The sequence below is a fragment of the Stenotrophomonas sp. MMGLT7 genome (assembly GCF_021168555.1).
Taxonomy (GTDB): Bacteria; Pseudomonadota; Gammaproteobacteria; order Xanthomonadales; family Xanthomonadaceae; genus MMGLT7.
In genome coordinates, this window is the sequence record NZ_JAJOZS010000001.1 from 497,448 (window position 1) to 514,398 (window position 16,951).

A 16,951-nucleotide genomic window follows, 5' to 3' on the forward strand; every position below is an offset into this window, starting at 1 on the left:
AGCGGCACCGCGCCATCGGGCCGGTGCCGCTGCGTCGAGGCCGTCGCCGGACGGCTCGGCCGGGTCGCCGGTCAGGCGCGGCGCGCCATCATCAGCTTCTTGATCTCGGCGATCGCCAGCGCCGGGTTCAGGCCCTTCGGGCAGGTCCGCGCGCAGTTCATGATGGTGTGGCAACGATACAGCTTGAACGGGTCTTCCAGGTCGTCCAGGCGCGCGCCGGTGTCCTCGTCGCGCGAATCGACGATCCAGCGGTAGGCCTGCAGCAGGATCGCCGGGCCGAGGTAGCGCTCGCCGTTCCACCAGTAGCTCGGGCAGCTGGTCGAGCAGCACGCGCACAGGATGCACTCGTACAGGCCGTCGAGCTGCTTGCGGTCCTCCGGCGACTGCAGCCGCTCGCGATCCGGCGGCGCCGGGGTCTGGGTGCGGATCCACGGCTTGATCGAGGCGTACTGCGCGTAGAAATGGGTCAGGTCCGGCACCAGGTCCTTGACCACTTCCATGTGCGGCAGCGGGTAGATCGGCACCTCGGCCTTCTTGCAGTCGCTGATCGCGCGGGTGCAGGCCAGCGTGTTGGTGCCGTCGATGTTCATCGCGCACGAACCGCAGATGCCCTCGCGGCAGGAACGGCGGAAGGTCAGGGTCGAGTCGATCTCGTTCTTGATCTTGATCAGCGCGTCCAGGACCATCGGCCCGCACTTGTCCAGGTCGATCTCGTAGGTGTCCGTACGCGGGTTCTGGTCGTCGTCCGGACTCCAGCGGTAGATCTTGAAGGTGCGCACGTTGGTGGCGCCCTTGGCAGGGTAATGCTTGCCCTTGCCGATCTTGGAATTCTTGGGGAGGGTGAACTCTGCCATGGCTTTAAATCCGGGATTTGGGATTGGGGATTCGGGATTCGTGCAGGAGGAACCGCTTGCGCGAATCCCGAATTACGAATCCCCAATCCCGGCTTTGGTCAGTACACGCGCGGCTTGGGCGGCACCACGTCCACGTCCTTGGTGAGCGTGTACATGTGCACCGGCCGGTAGTCGAAGCTGCAGTTGCCCTTCTCGTCCACCGACACCAGCGTGTGCTTCTGCCAGTTGACGTCGTCGCGGTCGGGATAGTCCTCGTGGGCGTGGGCGCCGCGGCTCTCGTGGCGCTGCTCGGCCGAGTTGATCGTCGCCACCGCGTTGAGCAGCAGGTTGTTCAGCTCGTAGGTCTCGATCAGGTCCGAGTTCCATACCAGCGAACGGTCGGAGACCTTGACGTCCTCGTACATGGCGAAGATGTCGGCCATCTTCTCGCAGCCTTCCTTGAGCGTCTTGCTGGTGCGGAACACCGCCGCGTCGGCCTGCATGGTGCGCTGCATCTTGTCGCGGATGACCGCCGTCGGGGTCGAGCCGTTGGCGTTGCGCAGCTTGTCCAGCCGCGCCAGCGCCTGGTCGCAGGTGTCGGACGGCAGCACCTTGTGCGACTGGTTGGGCTTGATCGTCTCGGCGCAGCGGTTGGCCACCGCGCGCCCGAACACCACCAGGTCCAGCAGCGAGTTCGAGCCCAGGCGGTTGGCGCCGTGCACCGACACGCAGGCCGCTTCGCCCACCGCGTACAGGCCGGGCACCACCGCATTGGGGTCGTCGCCGACCTTGCGCACCACCTCGCCGTGGTAGTTGGTCGGGATGCCGCCCATGTTGTAGTGCACGGTCGGGATCACCGGGATCGGCTGCGTGGTCACGTCCACGCCTGCGAAGATGCGCGCGCTCTCGGCGATGCCGGGCAGCTTCTCGTGGATCACCTCCGGCCCCAGGTGGGTCAGGTCGAGCAGGATGTGGTCCTTGTGCTCGCCGACGCCGCGGCCCTCGCGGATCTCGATGGTCATCGAGCGACTGACCACGTCGCGCGAGGCCAGGTCCTTGTAGTGCGGCGCGTAGCGCTCCATGAAGCGCTCGCCGTCGCTGTTGCGCAGGATGCCGCCCTCGCCGCGCACGCCCTCGGTGATCAGGCAGCCGGCGCCGTAGATGCCGGTGGGATGGAACTGCACGAACTCCATGTCCTGCATCGGCAGGCCGGCGCGCATCACCAGGCCGCCGCCGTCGCCGGTACAGGTATGCGCGGACGTCGCGCTGAAGTAGGCGCGGCCGTAGCCGCCGGTGGCCAGCACCACGCCGTGGGCGCGGAACAGGTGCAGCGTGCCCTCGGCCATGTCCAGCGCCAGCACGCCGCGGCACACGCCCTCCTCGTCGAAGATCAGGTCGAGCGCGAAGTACTCGATCATGAAGCGCGCGTTGTGTGCCAGCGACTGCTGGTACAGCGTGTGCAGCATGGCGTGGCCGGTGCGGTCGGCCGCCGCGCAGGTGCGCTGCGCGGGCGGGCCCTCGCCGAACTTGGTGGTCATGCCGCCGAACGGGCGCTGGTAGATCTTGCCTTCCTCGGTGCGCGAGAACGGCACGCCGTAGTGCTCCAGCTCGATGATCGCCGGGATCGCCTCGCGGCACATGTACTCGATCGCGTCCTGGTCGCCCAGCCAGTCCGAGCCCTTGATGGTGTCGTAGAAGTGGTAGCGCCAGTCGTCCTCGCCCATGTTGCCGAGCGCGGCGGAGATGCCGCCCTGCGCGGCGACGGTGTGCGAACGGGTCGGGAAGACCTTGGTGATGCACACCGTCTGCAGGCCCTTCTGGGCCAGGCCGAAGGTCGCGCGCAGGCCGGCGCCGCCGGCGCCCACCACGACCATGTCGTACTTGTGTTCGGTGATCTTGTATGCGGACATCTAAGCTGGATTCCTATAGGGACGCCTGAAGCGTCAGGCGCCGCCAAGCGCGATGCGGACCACCGCGAAGACGCCGGCGAGCGCGCCGACGACGGCGACGAACTTCACCGTGACCTGCAGTGCCAGGGCAAGGAGCGAATTGTGGATGTAGTCCTCCAGCACGACCTGCAGGCCGAGCTGCGCGTGCCAGAACATCGCCACCAGGAAGCCCACGAGCAGGATGGCGTTCCACGGCTTGGCCACCGCGGCGCTGGCGCCGGCGTAGTCGCTGCCGATCAGGCCCAGCACGAACACCAGGAACCAGATCGTCAGGAACACCAGCGCGGTCGCGGTCAGGCGCTGCAGCACGAAGTGCTCGGTGCCGGCCTTGGCCGTGCCCAGTCCGCGCACGTCCTTCAGCGGGGTACGGTACCTGCTCATGCGCCACCTCCGGCCAGCACGTAGATCCAGATCGCGGCGGTGATCGCCAGGCTGCCGATCACCGACAGCCAGCCGCTGCGAACGAAGGCGGGAATGCTGAAGCCATGGCCGAAGTCCTGCACGATGTGGCGGATGCCGTTGCACAGGTGGTAGGCGAAGCACCAGCTCCAGCCGAACAGGAACACCTGCCCGTACCAGGCGCCGGCCAGCGCGGCGAAGCAGTTCCAGTGGTCGGGGCCGAGCATCAGCGCAAGCAGGCCTGCAGCGATGACCAGGGCGCCAAGGGACAGAACGATGCCGGTGCCTCGATGCAGGATCGAGGTGGCCATCTGTATCTGCCAGCGATACACCTGAAGGTGCGGGGAGAGAGGACGTTCTCGGGTCGCCATTCGCTGGGCTCGTTGTCTCGGCTGGGCGGCCGCAGGCCGCATTGGCTCAATGCTGATCAGAAATCGATGCAGCGTCCGTTTTTTTCCCAGTCACCATACCGCGTCGGCTCCGGTCCGCCGCGTCCGCCGATTTCCTTGGGGGCAGGCGTGTGCTCGGTCTTGCGATCGTCGCGACGCTGCGTATCGGAATCGGGCTCGGGTGTTGGGGTTGTTTGGCCTATCATCATGGGTCTCAACAACCTCGAAAGTGTAATCCCGCAGTGCAGCGGATGACAATATGTCACACCTTGATGCCCCACCGTTCCTTGCCCTGGACGGACTGCAGGCGGTCGGCCTGCACGGTCCGGACGCAGTCGCCTTCGCCCAGGCGCAGTTTTCCAGCGACGTCGCGGCGCTGCCCGTCATGCACTGGCAGTGGAGCAGCTGGCTGACCGCGAAGGGCCGCGTGATCGCGATCTTCGCGCTGTTGCGCACGCGTGAGGACGAGTTGCTGATGCTGCTGCCCGACGGCGCGGCGGAGTGGATGGCCGCGCAGCTGAAGCGTTTCGTGTTCCGGCGCAAGCTCGCGATCGAGGTCCGCGCCGACCTGGCAGCAAGCGCGCGCCTGGCGCAACCGGAACGAGCCGCCGGCGCGGCGGCGGCCGCGATCGAACAGGGCTGGGAGCTGGACGTGGGCGTGGACGCCATGCCGCGTGCATTGAGGATCGTCGCCGGCGCGCCACGACAGGGCGCTTCGGGCGATTTCGCCGGCACATGGCGCCAGTCCGATCTGCGGCTCGGCCTGCCGCGCCTGGAAGAATCGCAGCGCGAGCAATGGACGCCGCAGCAGCTGGGGCTGGACCGCCTGTCCGCCTACAGCACCCACAAGGGCTGCTATCCCGGGCAGGAGATCGTGGCGCGCACGCATTTCCTCGGCAAGGCCAAGCGCGCCACCCAGTTGCTGCAGGTACAAAGTGCGGCCGCGGCTGCCGGCAGCCAGGTCAGCGTAGCCGGCAAGGTCATCGGCACGGTGGCCAGCGCAGCCGGAACGCTGGCGCTGGCAGTGCTGCCGCTGGAGAGGAAAGCCGGAGACCTGGTGGTGGACGGCGCCGCGGCCACGACAATCCCGGTGCTCGCCGGCCTCGCGCGCTGAGACGCGGCCGGCGAGCGAGCCGCGCGCAGCGACCTGTAGGAGCGACTTCAGTCGCGATGGGGCTTTATCGAGAAAGCCCCATCGCGACCGAAGTCGCTCCTACCTACATATGCGCACATGCGATTGCCAAACGATCCGCATACATATGCGCACATGCGATTGCCAATCGAGCCGAGCGCCCTGCCCTATCCGGCACGCGGACCGGCGTTCAATCCTGTTCCAGGCGCAGGCCGGTCTCCGGATCGAAGAAATGCAGCGCGGCGGCATCCACCGCCACCTCGATGCTGTCGCCGACCGCCGGCAACGCGCGCGGCGACACCCGCATCACCAGCGGCTGTTCGCCCAGCGACAGGTTGACGAAGATCTCGTTGCCGACCGGCTCGATCACCTCGATCCGCGCCGCGAAGCCCGCCTGGCCGGCCACGGCAGGCTGCAGGTGCTCCGGCCGCACCCCGACCGTCGACCGCCGCCCGGCCCAGGCGTCCGGCAGGCGCGCATCGCCCAGCGGGATGCGTACGTCGCCGTCGAGCAGCAGCTGCCATCCCTCAGCGCGCTCCAGCCGTCCTTCCAGCATGTTCATCGCCGGGCTGCCGAGGAAGCCGGCCACGAACAGGTTGAGCGGCCGTTCGTACAGCGCCATCGGCGTGTCGATCTGCTGGATGCTGCCTTCGTTGAGCACCACGATGCGCTGGCCCAGGGTCATCGCCTCGACCTGGTCGTGGGTGACGTAGATCATCGTGGTGCCGAGCTTGCGGTGCAGCTGCGCGATCTCGGTGCGCACGCTGTGGCGCAGCTTGGCGTCGAGGTTGGACAGCGGCTCGTCGAGCAGGAACACCGACGACTCGCGCACCATCGCCCGTCCCAGCGCCACGCGCTGGCGCTGGCCGCCCGACAGCGCGCGCGGCAGCTTGCCCAGCATCGATTCCAGCCCCAGCACCTGCGCCGCGTTGGCGATGCGCTGCTCGATCACCGGCCGCGGGCAGCCGCGCAGCTTGAGCCCGAAGGCGAGGTTCTCGGCCACGGTCATGTGCGGATAGAGCGCGTAGCTCTGGAACACCATGGCGATGTCGCGATCCTTCGGCGCCACGTCGTTGACCACCCGGCCACCGATGCTCAGGGTGCCGCCGCTGATCTCCTCCAGCCCGGCGATCATGCGCAGCAGCGTGGACTTGCCGCAGCCGGAAGGCCCCACCAGAACCATCAGCTCGCCGTCGGCGACCTCGAAGCTGGCGTCGTGCACGGCGACCTGGCCGTTGTCGTAGACCTTGCGGAGATTGTCGAGCTGTACGTTTGCCATGTATCTGGATTCCGGCCGGCGGGAGATGCTGCCGCCGGCCCTCCCGATGGCAACCTGTGCCGGCGGCGGCGGGAAACGCCGGCGCCAGCGACTACTGTAGGCTATTGTGCCATGTAAGCGTTTTCAGCAGGCATCCCCCGGATACCGCTCGATCCTCTCCCTCCCCCCTCGCCGGCCCTCTCGCAAGCTGCGCGCAGCTTGCGCCCAGCGCACGACAACCTCGCTTACACTCGATAAGCCAACGACAACACCCCTGACAACGATGTCACCAGAAACCGATACGCGGTCCATGCACAACACCCTCCTGCTGTTCGGCGCCACCGGCGACCTAGCGCAGCGCTACCTGTTCCCCTCGCTGCTGCGGCTGCTTGGCGACGGATTGCTGCCCGAGGACTTCAAGGTCCGCGCGATGGCGCTGTCCGGGCACGACACCGCCGCCTTCCACGCCATCCTCGGGCCGCGCCTGAAGCAGGCCATGCCGCAGGCCGGCGAGGAACTGGTCCGATCGCTGCTGGAACGCGTCGACTACCGTTCGGTCGACCTGCGCAGTCCCGAGTCGATCGCCGCGGCGGTGCGCGAGCTGGCGGACCGGCGCTGCGTCAGCTACCTGGCCATCCCGCCGGCGCTGTACATCAGCACCTGCCGCGGCCTGGCCCTGGGCGGCGCGTTGGCCGCGCCGCACCGGCTGATGCTGGAAAAGCCCATCGGCCACGACTCGCACAGCGCGCGCGAGATCCTCGACGCGATCGCCGAGCTGATCGACGAGGAGCGGGTGTTCCGGCTCGACCACTACCTGGGCAAGGCGGCGGTGCAGAACCTGCTGGCGCTGCGCTTCGGCAACACCCTGCTGGAGGCGGTGTGGAACCGCAACCACATCGAGTCGGTCGAGATCCTGGTGGCCGAGAGCGAGGGCGTGGACGGCCGCAACGCCTACTACGCCCGCTCCGGCGCCCTGCGCGACATGTTGCAGAGCCATATCCTGCAGCTGCTGTGCCTGGTGGCGATGGAGCCGCCGGCCTCGCTGGAGGCCGACCGCATCCGCGACGAGAAGGTCAAGGTGCTGCGCGCGCTGCGGCCGCTCGATGCCGCGCACGCCGCCCACGACAGCGTGCGCGGCCGCTACACCGCCGGCACCATCAACGGCGAGCCGGTGCAGGGCTACCAGCCGCCGGACGACAGCGGGATCGAGACCTTCGTCGCCGTCACCGCGCACATCGACAACTGGCGCTGGGCCGGGGTGCCGTTCCACCTGTGCACCGGCAAGCGCATGGCCGAGCGCTCCACCCGCATCGTCGTCACCCTCAAGCCGGTCACGCACTGGCTGTTCGAGCGCCCGGACCGCGCCACCGCCACGCCCAACCGCCTCACCTTCCAGCTGCAGCCGCAGGAGAACATCGAGCTGGGACTGATGAGCAGCCTGGCCGGCCCGGAATGGGGCGCGCTGGAACTGCAGCCGCTGGAGCTGGAGCTGTCGGTGCCGACCGGCCTGCATCGCCGCATCGCCTACGAGCGCCTGCTGCTGGACGCCTTCAACGGCAACCCGGCGCTGTTCGTGCGCGACGACGAGGTGGAGGCGGCGTGGGCCTGGATCGACAGCGTCAGCGATGCCTGGCAGCAGGCGCAGCTGCCGCTGCAGCCCTATCCCGCCGGCAGCTGGGGGCCGGAGCAGGCGCGTCCGTTCCTGCCCACCGCGTTCGAGGTCGGCAAGCACGACGGGTACAGACCGGCATGAGCAACGACACTCACCCCGTCCTGATCGCCGACATCGGCGGCACCAATGCCCGCTTCGCGCTGGCCGACGTCACCGCGGCCAACCCGCTGCTGATCGACAGCGTGCGCGAATTCGCCGTGGTCGACTTCCCCTCCCTCGGCCACGCCGCCCAGCACTACCTCGACCAGACCGGCGAGACCACCCGCCATGGCGTGTTCGCGGTGGCCGGCCGGGTCGATGGCGACGAGGCCCGGATCACCAACCATCCGTGGGTGATCTCGCGCTCGCGCACCTGCTCGATGCTGGGCTTCGAGCAGGTCGTGCTGATCAACGACTTCGCCGCCCAGGCCATGGCGATCGGCCTGCTGCAGGCGCAGGACGTGGTGCAGGTGGGCGGCGCCGAATGGTCGCCGGCACCGCTGGACCAGCCGCGCAACTACAGCGTGATCGGACCGGGCACCGGCCTGGGCGTGGGCGGGCTGGTGATCCGCGACGGCCGCTGCTACCCGCTGGAGACCGAGGGCGGCCACGCCAGCTTCCCGCCGGGCACGCCGGAGGAGATCCAGATCCTGCAGGTGCTGTCGCTGCAGTACGGCCGAGTCTCCAACGAACGGCTGGTGTGCGGCCCCGGCCTGGTCAACATCCACCGCGCCCTGAGCGAGATCGCCGGCTTCGATCCCGGCTCGCTGCAGCCGGTGGACATCACCGCCCGCGCCGCCCAGGGCGACCTGCTGGCGATGCGCACGGTGGACGTGTTCTGCGCCGTGTTCGGCGCCATCGCCGGCGACCTGGTGCTGGTGCAGGGCGGCTGGGACGGCGTGTTCCTGACCGGCGGGCTGGTGCCGCGCATGCTGGACTCGCTACAGCATTCCGGCTTCCGCCAGCGCTTCGAGAACAAGGGCCGGTTCTCGCCCAACATGTCGCGGGTGCCCTCCATGGCGGTGGTGCATCCCCATCCCGGGCTGCTCGGCGCCGCGGGCTATGCCGTGGACCTGGCGCGCAACCAGGAAGGAGGCTTCTGACCATGACCCCGTCGCCACCTCTCTCTTCGGCACACACCGGCTCGCGCATTTCCCTGGTCCGCTACCGCGATGCGGAGGACTGGACCGAAGGCGTGGCGGCCGAGATCGCCGCCCTGCTCGGCAAGGAGATCCAGCGCAGCGGCCACGCGCGCCTGCTGCTGTCCGGCGGCACCACGCCCAGGCCGGTCTACGAAACGCTGGCCGACAACGAGCAACTGGACTGGTCCAGGCTCGAGGTCGGCCTGGTGGACGAGCGCTGGCTCTCCCCCGACGACAGCGACAGCAACGCCTGGCTGGTGCGCAACAGCCTGATGCGGCACATCGACGGTGCGCACTTCGAGCCGCTGGTGCGCCCCGGGCTGCCGCTGGCCGAATGCGTGCATGCCGCCAACGTGCACGCCCAGCACGCCGCGGCGCCGTGCCTGGCGGTGCTCGGCATGGGCGGCGACGGCCATACCGCATCGCTGTTCCCCGGCTCGCTGAGCCTGCCGAAGGTGATGTCCAGCCAGCTCCTGTATGCCTCGCTGGACGCCACCGGCTGCGCCGGCGCCAACAAGTGGCCGCTGCGCATCACCCTCACCCCGGCCGGCCTGGCGCGTGCGGACAACCGCATGCTGCTGCTGCGCGGCAAGGACAAGCTGGAGGTGCTGGAAGCCGCGCTCGACGGCCACGACCCGATGGAGTACCCGATCCGCGTGGCAATGGACCTGCCCGGCCCGCAACTGCGCGTGCACTGGTGCGCGTAGAGCCGGGATTGGGGATTCGGGATTGGGGATTCGTTAGAGCCGCTTTCCCTAGTCCCCAATCCCCAATGCCCAATCCCGTTTCCCTCATAGCCGAACGCCAATGAGCCTGCATCCCGATATCCAAGCCGTCACCGAACGCATCCGCCGGCGCAGCGCACCGTCGCGCGCGGCCTACCTGGCCGGCATCGAGGCCGCGATGCGCGACGGCCCGTCGCGCACGCGCCTGAGCTGCGGCAACCTGGCCCACGCCTTCGCCGCCTGCGGCCCGACCGACAAGGGCCGGCTGCGCGGCGCCGCCACGCCCAACCTGGGCATCGTCACCGCCTACAACGACATGCTCTCGGCGCACCAGCCGTACGAGGGCTATCCGCAGCTGATCCGCGACATCGCCCGCAGCGTCGGCGCCACCGCCCAGGTCGCCGGCGGCGTGCCGGCGATGTGCGACGGCGTCACCCAGGGCCGCGCCGGCATGGAGCTGTCGCTGTTCTCGCGCGACGTGATCGCCCAGGCCACCGCCGTCGGCCTGAGCCACGACATGTTCGACGCCGCCGTCTACCTGGGCATCTGCGACAAGATCGTGCCCGGCCTGCTGATCGGCGCGCTGGCCTTCGGCCACCTGCCGGCGGTGTTCATCCCGTCCGGCCCGATGACCCCGGGCATCCCCAACAAGCAGAAGGCCGAAGTCCGCGAACGCTACGCCGCCGGCGAAGCCACCCGCGCCGAGCTGCTGGCCGCCGAATCGGCCTCCTACCACGCGCCCGGCACCTGCACCTTCTACGGCACCGCCAACTCCAACCAGGTGCTGCTGGAGGCGATGGGCCTGCAGCTGCCCGGCTCCTCCTTCGTCAACCCGGATACGCCGCTGCGCGAGGCGCTGACCCGCGGCGCCGTCGAGCGCGCGCTGTCGATGACCGCGCTCGGCGAGGACTTCCGCCCGATCGGCCGGCTGATCGACGAGCGCGCCATCGTCAACGCCATCGTCGCGCTGATGGCCACCGGCGGCTCCACCAACCACACCATCCACTGGATCGCGGTGGCGCGCTCGGCCGGCATCGTCCTGACCTGGGACGACATGGACAAGCTCTCGCAGGTGGTGCCGCTGCTGGCGCGCGTGTATCCCAACGGCGAGGCCGACGTGAACCGCTTCGCCGCCGCCGGCGGTACGCCGTTCGTGTTCCGCGAACTGATGGACGCCGGGCTGATGCACGACGACCTGGCCACCATCTCGCCGGACGGCATGCGCGCCTACGCGAACGAGCCGCGCCTGGCCGGATCGGCACTGGGCTGGGCGCCGGCCGCCGACGCCAGCGGCGACGAGGCGGTGGTGCGCCCGGCCGGCAACCCGTTCGAGGCCCAGGGCGGCCTGCGGCTGCTGCACGGCAACCTCGGCCGCGCGCTGATCAAGCTGTCGGCGGTCAAGCCGCAGTACCGCTTCATCGAGGCCCCGGCGGTGGTGGTCGATGCGCCGCAGGTGCTCAACAAGCTGCACGCCGCCGGCGTGCTGCCGCAGGACTTCGTCGCCGTGGTGCGCTACCAGGGCCCGCGCGCGGACGGCATGCCCGAGCTGCACTCGCTGGCGCCGCTGCTGGGCCTGCTGCAGAACCAGGGCCGGCGCGTGGCGCTGGTCACCGACGGCCGCCTGTCCGGCGCCTCGGGCAAGATCCCGGCGGCGATCCATGTCACCCCGGAAGCGGCGCGCGGCGGCCCGATCGCACGCGTCCGCGAGGGCGACATCGTGCGCCTGGACGGCGAGGCCGGCACCCTGGAGGTGCTGGTCGATGCGGCCGAGTGGGCCGCACGCGAGCTGGCGCCCAACACCGCCCCGGCCGGCAACGACCTGGGCCGCAACCTGTTCGCGATGAACCGCCTGGTGGTCGGCCCGGCCGACCAGGGCGCCCTGTCCATCTCCTGCGGCCCGCCCGCCGCCGACGGCGGCATCTGGGAATACGATGCCGAGTACGAGCTCGGCGGCGATCCGGATGCCGCCCAGGCGCCGCACGAGGCCAAGGATGCCTGAGAGGCCGGGATCGGGGATTCGGGATTGGGGATTGGCAGGAGCGCTTCGTCCCGATCCGGATCGCCCGAACCCGCCTTTTCGAATCCCGAATTCCCAATCCCGAATCCCGAGAACGCCATGACCCTCGCCGAACACCAGAACCAGGCCGAAAGACTGCTGCACGACGCCGGCATCCTGCCGGTGGTCACCGTCGATACCGTGGAACAGGCCCATCGCGTGGCCGACGCCCTGCTCGAAGGCGGGCTGCCGGCGATCGAGCTGACCCTGCGCACGCCGGTGGCGATCGAGGCGCTGACCGAGCTCAAGCGCGCGCTGCCGCACATCGTCATCGGCGCCGGCACCGTGCTCAGCGAGCTGCAGATGCTGCAGGCGATCGACGCCGGCGCCGATTTCCTGGTCACCCCCGGCACCCCGCCGGCGCTGGCGACGCTGCTCGGCGATGCGCCGATCCCGGCCGTGCCCGGCGCCGCCACGCCGACCGAACTGCTGTCGCTGGCCGCGCAGGGCTTCCGCGTGTGCAAGCTGTTCCCGGCCGCCGCGGTGGGCGGGCTGGCCATGGTCAAGGGCCTGGCCGGACCGCTGGCGGAACTGAAGCTGTGTCCCACCGGCGGCATCAGCGAGGCCAATGCCGCCGACTATCTCGCCCAGCCCAACGTGGTCTGCGTCGGCGGCTCGTGGATGGTGCCGAGGAACTGGCTGGCCGAAGGCCGCTGGGACCAGGTGAAGGCCAGCGCGGCCGCGGCCGCGGCCATCGTGCGGCAGGCCCGCGGGGCGTAGAGCTGTTCCAGCTCCCTTCTCCCGCGTGCGGGGGGGGAAGGTGGCGCGCAGCGCCGGATGGGGTGCTTTTGCTGTGGCTTTCCCATGCTCCAGACGGCCCCCATCCGCCCTTCGGGCACCTTCCCCCGCACGCGGGGGAAGGAGATCCGGAGCGTGCTCCGGCAGAATGCGTGGATGAAACCGCCCTAGCGTCCTGCGTCCGCGGCTTGCCGGCCTTCCGCCGGCGCGAACTGCAGCCGCGTCCATACCCCGTAGTGGTCCGATGCCCAGCGCCCCTGCGCGTCCGGCTGGGTGAAGATGATCCGCGCCTCGCGCGCCAGCAGCCACCGCTGCTGGAAGAACACGTGGTCGATCCTGGCCGGCTTCTGGTAGATCTCCATGTTGAGGGTGCCGTCGCGGCTGTCGCGGTGCACGCTGCCATAGCCGTCGCCATACCCGCTGCGCAGCGCCTGCAGGTCGTCGGCGTCGGCGCTGCTGTTGAAATCGCCGGCAATCACCACCGGCTCCTGGCCCGCGGTGTCGGCGACGAAGCGCAGCAGGTCGGCGACCTGGCGCGTGCGCGTGCTGCGACCATGGGCGTCGGCGCGTTCGTTGAGGTGGGTGACGTAGACGTTGACCGGCCGGCCGTCGATGTCGATGCGCAGCTGCGCCGCCATCCGGTAGTCGTCCAGCGGCTGCAGCCAGCGCTGCCGCCGCGCCAGGATCGGGCGGCGGGTCAGCAGCGCGTTGCCGTAGCGCTTGGGCGCGCCGATGGGGTCGACCGAGGCGAACTCGTAGTCGTAGCCCAGCCGCTGCGCCAGCCACGCGGCCTGGTTGGGCAGGCCCTCGTGCTCGAGCACTTCCTGCAGCGCGACCACGTCCGGCTGCAGCGCCTCCAGTTCGCGGGCGATGTACTCGCGCCGGCCCGGCCAGTCGTTGCGATCGTGGTGCAGGTTCAGCGTCACCAGGGCCATGTCCTGGGCGGCCGCCGGCGTCGCAAGGCCGCCCAGCGCCAGCCACCCGGCCAGCATCCACGCCGTCGCCCGCCACCACCCGCGCGATGGCCGTGCGCCGCGGTTGCGCGCGACCGGATCGCCGCCGCCCATCTCAGTCCTTGCCTCCGCGGCGCAGGGCCGCAGCCGGCAGGTCGATGACCACCGTCGCCGGCACCTGGCCGATGCGCAGTTCGCCGTTCTGCCAGTCCACCGTTTCGCCGTTGACCTGCGCCCGGCCCGGCCGGCCCGGGTACGGCCATGGCAGCACCAGCCCGCCGGGCGGTGGCAGCAGGCCGGCGGCGACCGTCAGCGTCAGCACGCGCTCGTTGCGCTGGATCGAGTAGCCCAGCCGCCCGTAGGGCGTGCGCAGGTCGCGGATCGCCACGCCGGCGCCGTCGAACCAGCGCGCCGGCAGGCCGGCGGCCAGCACCAGGCTTTCGTCGCTCTCGCGCTCGTAGGCGAACATGTCCAGCGCCGAGCGCACGAAGTCGGAGGCTACCCAGGCATGCGGCAGGTCGCCCAGGAAGAACGGCTGCCGCGGCGTGTGCGAGACCACCTCGGCCCACTGGTTCCAGGCCTGCGGCTCGCGGTCCTTGAAGAAGAACTGCGCCGCGTCCCAGGCGCGGTCGCGCCAGCCCAGCCGCACGAACGCCGATACGTTGCGCCATTCGTACGGGGTGTAGTCCTTCCACTCCCGGCTGCCGTCGCGGCGCTGCTCGAACTGCTGCCAGTAGCGCTCGAAGGTGGTTTCCAGCAGCGCCTGCGGCAGCCTGCCCTGCTCGCCGCCCGGCGCCAGCGCGATGGTGGTCGAGGTCGGGTCGAAGTCGCCCAGCTCGGCCGAGCCTGGCAGGTAGCCGATGCCATGGGCCTGGGTGGCCGCGGCCAGCGAGTCGGCCAGGTCCTGGCGGAACTCCTGCAGCGAGACGAGCATGCGCTCGGCCTGCTCGGGCTGGTCCAGCGCCTGCGCGATCGCCAGCGCGTCCTTGTAGCCGCGCAGCGCCCAGAAGTTGTCCCAGTACGAGTGCATCGGCTTGGCCGAATAGCCCTCGTGGCTGATCGAGGCCGGCATCATCCCGTAGAAGGCGGCGTTGAGCGCGCGGTTGGCCTCGGTGCGCTCGCTCAGCCGCAACCGCTCCATGTACTCGTAGGCGCCCTGCACGTGCGGCCACATGCCTTCGAGGAAGGCGCGGTCGCCGGTGTAGCGCCAGTACTCGGCGATGTTGAAGATCAGCTCGCCGTGGCTGTCGTTCTCGGGCACCGGGTCGCTGCCGCGATCATCCACGCAGCATGGCACCATGCCGTCGGCGAACTGGAACGGCGCGTACCACTGCAGGTACTCGCGCACCGCGTCCTCGCGCCCCAGCCGCAGCAGGCCCTCGGAGATCATCGCGCCGTCGCGGATCCAGCTGCGCGAGTACGAGCGCGTGCCCGGCTGCAGGCGCGGGCCGACGCGCGAGATCAGCATGTGCGCCAGCGCCGTGCGCAGGGTATCGGCCAGCGGCTTGCCCTCGCCCGGCACCTGCAGGCGCACGCGGTCGAGCTTGCCGCGCCACATCTGCGCCACCTGCTGCTGCGCCTGCTCGGCATCGAAGCCGGCGGGCGGCTGCGCGCTGCCGGTCTGCGGCACCACCAGCGCCACCTCGCGCGACTGGCCGGGCTCCAGCCGCCAGCGGTACAGCAGCATGCCCGACGCCAGCCCGGTGGCATCCTCGACGCTGCGCCGGTCGGGCAGCGTGCCCCGGCCCAGGTGCATCGTGGCCATTTCGCTGTCGAACGCGCTGGCGAAGCCCTCGTCCGGCGGCTGCACGGCGAACACCCGCGGCTTGCCGTTGACGTCCACGCGGCCGCCGTCGAGCGCGATCGCGTTGATGCGGCTGACCCCGCCGACGGTGTTGAGGAACTGGCTCGGCGGATTGACCTGGAACGGCTGCACCGCCAGCGCCAGGGTGTAGTCGTGCGGCTGCTTGTCGGTGTTCTCCAGCCGGTAGCGCGCCACCAGCTGGGCCTGCTGCGGCTGGCCCTGCACGAACGCGGTGACCTTCAGGTCCAGCTGCTGGTGGTGCCAGTTGACGCTGGGAATGGGCAGGTAGTCGTCCAGCAGGGTCTGTTCGCTGCTGACGTCGGCCCAGCTGATGCGCTGCTTGTTGTCCAGCAGCACGAACGGCTCGATGCTGAAGCCGCCGCGTGCCACCTCGATCGCGCCGTCCTCGCCGAGCAGGCCCTGTTCGCTGCCGCCGTCCAGGCCGACGATGGTCCAGTACGGCTGTTCGCCGCTGAACCCGCGCGGGAACAGCCCGCGCGGCTGCTGCGCCGCGACCGACTTGACGAAGTCGTTGGGGGTATCGGCAAAGGCCAGCGGCTGCAGCTCGATCTCCTTGATGCCGTAGCGCCAGTTGGGCCCTCCGGCCAGGTCGAAGCGCAGGTAGCGCGCCTCGCTGTCCGGCAATGCCAGCCAGTCGGTGCCGCCGGCGCCGGCGACGACCTCGCGCAGCTTGCGCCAGCTGCGCCCGTCGATCGAACCGCTCACCGTGTAGCGCGAGGCCTCCAGCCCCGGCACCCATTGCATGACGACGCCGCCGAACTCGCGCGCCTTGCCCAGGTCCAGCGTCACCGTCTGCTGCTTGACCCCGGCGCTGAGCCAGAAGGTCTCCGGCTTGCCGTCGGCGATGCGCTGCTCCAGCGCCGGCGCGGTATCGGTGCTGGCCAGCGCGGTGTAGGGCGAGTCGTCCGGCGGCGGCAACGCCTGCAGCGCCAGCCGGTCGAAGCACACCGAACCCTTGCCGCCGACCTTGTTGTAGACGGTGAACTCCACCTGCGCGCTGCTGCGCAGCGTCTTGTCCGGATCCGGCCCCCAGGCCTTGTCGATCTGCCGCTTGCGGTAGCGCACCGGGGTCCAGTTCTTGGGAAACGCGTAGCCGGGCCGGTTGACCCACCACACGTTGTCGCCGCTGTCGTCGATCAGCTTGAACTGCAGGTCGTTGGCGGGCGAATCGCCGCGGATGTCGAAGCTGAACTGGTAGTTGTCCGGATACTGGAGCGGCAGCCTGCGGCGGATGCCGGCATAGCCGGATACGCCGTTGAAATCGTAGTCCAGGCACAGCCCGCGGCCGCCGCCGCTGCCGCCGGCCTGGCGCAGCTGGCCGCTGACCTGGTTGGAAACCACCACCTCCCAGGCCGAGGCGTCGTTGAAGTCGTCGAGCATGGCCGGTGCGGCGGCAAATGCGGCCGGGGCCCATGCCGACAGCAGCGCGATCGGCTGCCACCTCCTCCAATGCTTGTACCTGGTCGATCGCATCGTCTTCGCCTTCCTGTCCATCCGGTCGTTTCCGGGTGTTGCTGGTGCTGTCATCGATTCTTGCAGATGCCGGCCTTGCGCGGTCACATCCGGGCACGTGGCGACTCGTTCATCGCCGCAGGCGCCTAGTCGCTGCGGCGCGGCCGGGCGTTCACGGAAGCGTGAACCATCGGCTCGCAGGCTCCCACCTGATTCCCCGGCAGTCGCATCCAGCCAAGGAGGACGGCAACGCCCCCCTCCCCAACCCTCCCCCGCTTCGCAAGGGAGGGGGCAACGTCAGAGCGTTCTGGTCGTGATCGAGCATGTTCCGACCGAGCCACGGAGGGCGAGTCGGAAAATCCCGATAGCCCTTCACGCGTAGGCTCGTGACCTTGCAGGGAAAGCGTTTTTCTTGGGTTCCGTTGCTTTTGGCGCTTTCCAAAAGAAAT

General features: G+C 69.7%; 13 protein-coding genes. 6 read left to right on the forward strand and 7 right to left on the reverse strand.

The annotated features are described in order from the left end of the window. Positions 1-71 precede the first annotated feature (71 nt). The 4 genes from LRX76_RS02310 to sdhC all read right to left on the reverse strand — a co-directional run bounded on the left by LRX76_RS02310 (position 72) and on the right by sdhC (position 3,552). Positions 72-854 carry a succinate dehydrogenase iron-sulfur subunit gene (locus LRX76_RS02310; protein WP_231801445.1) on the reverse strand — a complete coding sequence of 261 codons (783 nt, stop codon included), beginning with the start codon at positions 852-854 and terminating at the stop codon, positions 72-74. A gap of 98 nt (positions 855-952) precedes the next feature. After that, entirely contained in the window at positions 953-2,743 is a 1,791-nt protein-coding gene (gene sdhA, locus LRX76_RS02315; protein WP_231801457.1) for a succinate dehydrogenase flavoprotein subunit, read from the reverse strand. Between the two features lie 33 nt (positions 2,744-2,776). Continuing rightward, complete coding sequence (gene sdhD, locus LRX76_RS02320; protein ID WP_231801460.1) at positions 2,777-3,163, reverse strand: succinate dehydrogenase, hydrophobic membrane anchor protein; 387 nt, start codon at positions 3,161-3,163, stop codon at positions 2,777-2,779. Beyond that, entirely contained in the window at positions 3,160-3,552 is a 393-nt protein-coding gene (gene sdhC / locus LRX76_RS02325) for a succinate dehydrogenase, cytochrome b556 subunit (protein WP_231801462.1), read from the reverse strand. Before sdhC ends, sdhD begins: the two co-directional genes overlap by 4 nt. Before the next feature lie 277 nt (positions 3,553-3,829). On the opposite strand from sdhC, the gene LRX76_RS02335 reads away from it, so the two are divergent. Then, complete coding sequence (locus LRX76_RS02335) at positions 3,830-4,684, forward strand: folate-binding protein (RefSeq protein WP_231801464.1); 855 nt, start codon at positions 3,830-3,832, stop codon at positions 4,682-4,684. Between the two features lie 208 nt (positions 4,685-4,892). Here the strand turns inward: LRX76_RS02335 and ugpC are convergent, their stop codons facing one another. After that, the gene (ugpC, locus tag LRX76_RS02340; protein ID WP_231801466.1) at positions 4,893-5,981 is read right to left on the reverse strand and encodes a sn-glycerol-3-phosphate ABC transporter ATP-binding protein UgpC; all 1,089 of its coding nucleotides are present in this window, start codon (positions 5,979-5,981) and stop codon (positions 4,893-4,895) included. Between the two features lie 289 nt (positions 5,982-6,270). Between ugpC and zwf the strand changes: the two genes are divergently transcribed. The 5 genes from zwf (at position 6,271) to eda (ending at position 12,254) form a co-directional block, all read left to right on the forward strand. Continuing rightward, positions 6,271-7,713: a glucose-6-phosphate dehydrogenase gene (gene zwf, locus LRX76_RS02345; RefSeq protein ID WP_231801468.1), complete on the forward strand. Its 1,443-nt coding sequence runs from the start codon at positions 6,271-6,273 to the stop codon at positions 7,711-7,713. Continuing rightward, on the forward strand, positions 7,710-8,714 hold the full coding sequence (gene glk, locus LRX76_RS02350) for a glucokinase (RefSeq protein ID WP_231801470.1): 1,005 nt from the start codon (positions 7,710-7,712) through the stop codon (positions 8,712-8,714). Before zwf ends, glk begins: the two co-directional genes overlap by 4 nt. A 2-nt stretch (positions 8,715-8,716) precedes the next feature. Next, a complete protein-coding gene (pgl, locus tag LRX76_RS02355; RefSeq protein ID WP_231801480.1) occupies positions 8,717-9,460 on the forward strand; it encodes a 6-phosphogluconolactonase in 744 nt (247 codons plus the stop codon). A gap of 100 nt (positions 9,461-9,560) precedes the next feature. Next, the gene (gene edd / locus LRX76_RS02360) at positions 9,561-11,477 is read left to right on the forward strand and encodes a phosphogluconate dehydratase (RefSeq protein ID WP_231801482.1); all 1,917 of its coding nucleotides are present in this window, start codon (positions 9,561-9,563) and stop codon (positions 11,475-11,477) included. A gap of 117 nt (positions 11,478-11,594) precedes the next feature. Beyond that, complete coding sequence (eda, locus tag LRX76_RS02365; RefSeq protein WP_231801483.1) at positions 11,595-12,254, forward strand: bifunctional 4-hydroxy-2-oxoglutarate aldolase/2-dehydro-3-deoxy-phosphogluconate aldolase; 660 nt, start codon at positions 11,595-11,597, stop codon at positions 12,252-12,254. 185 nt (positions 12,255-12,439) lie between these two features. On the opposite strand, the gene LRX76_RS02370 is transcribed toward eda, so the two are convergent. Then, on the reverse strand, positions 12,440-13,264 hold the full coding sequence (locus LRX76_RS02370) for an endonuclease/exonuclease/phosphatase family protein (protein WP_231801485.1): 825 nt from the start codon (positions 13,262-13,264) through the stop codon (positions 12,440-12,442). Between the two features lie 76 nt (positions 13,265-13,340). Continuing rightward, on the reverse strand, positions 13,341-16,430 hold the full coding sequence (locus LRX76_RS02375; protein WP_231801819.1) for a discoidin domain-containing protein: 3,090 nt from the start codon (positions 16,428-16,430) through the stop codon (positions 13,341-13,343). Positions 16,431-16,951: the final 521 nt, after the last annotated feature.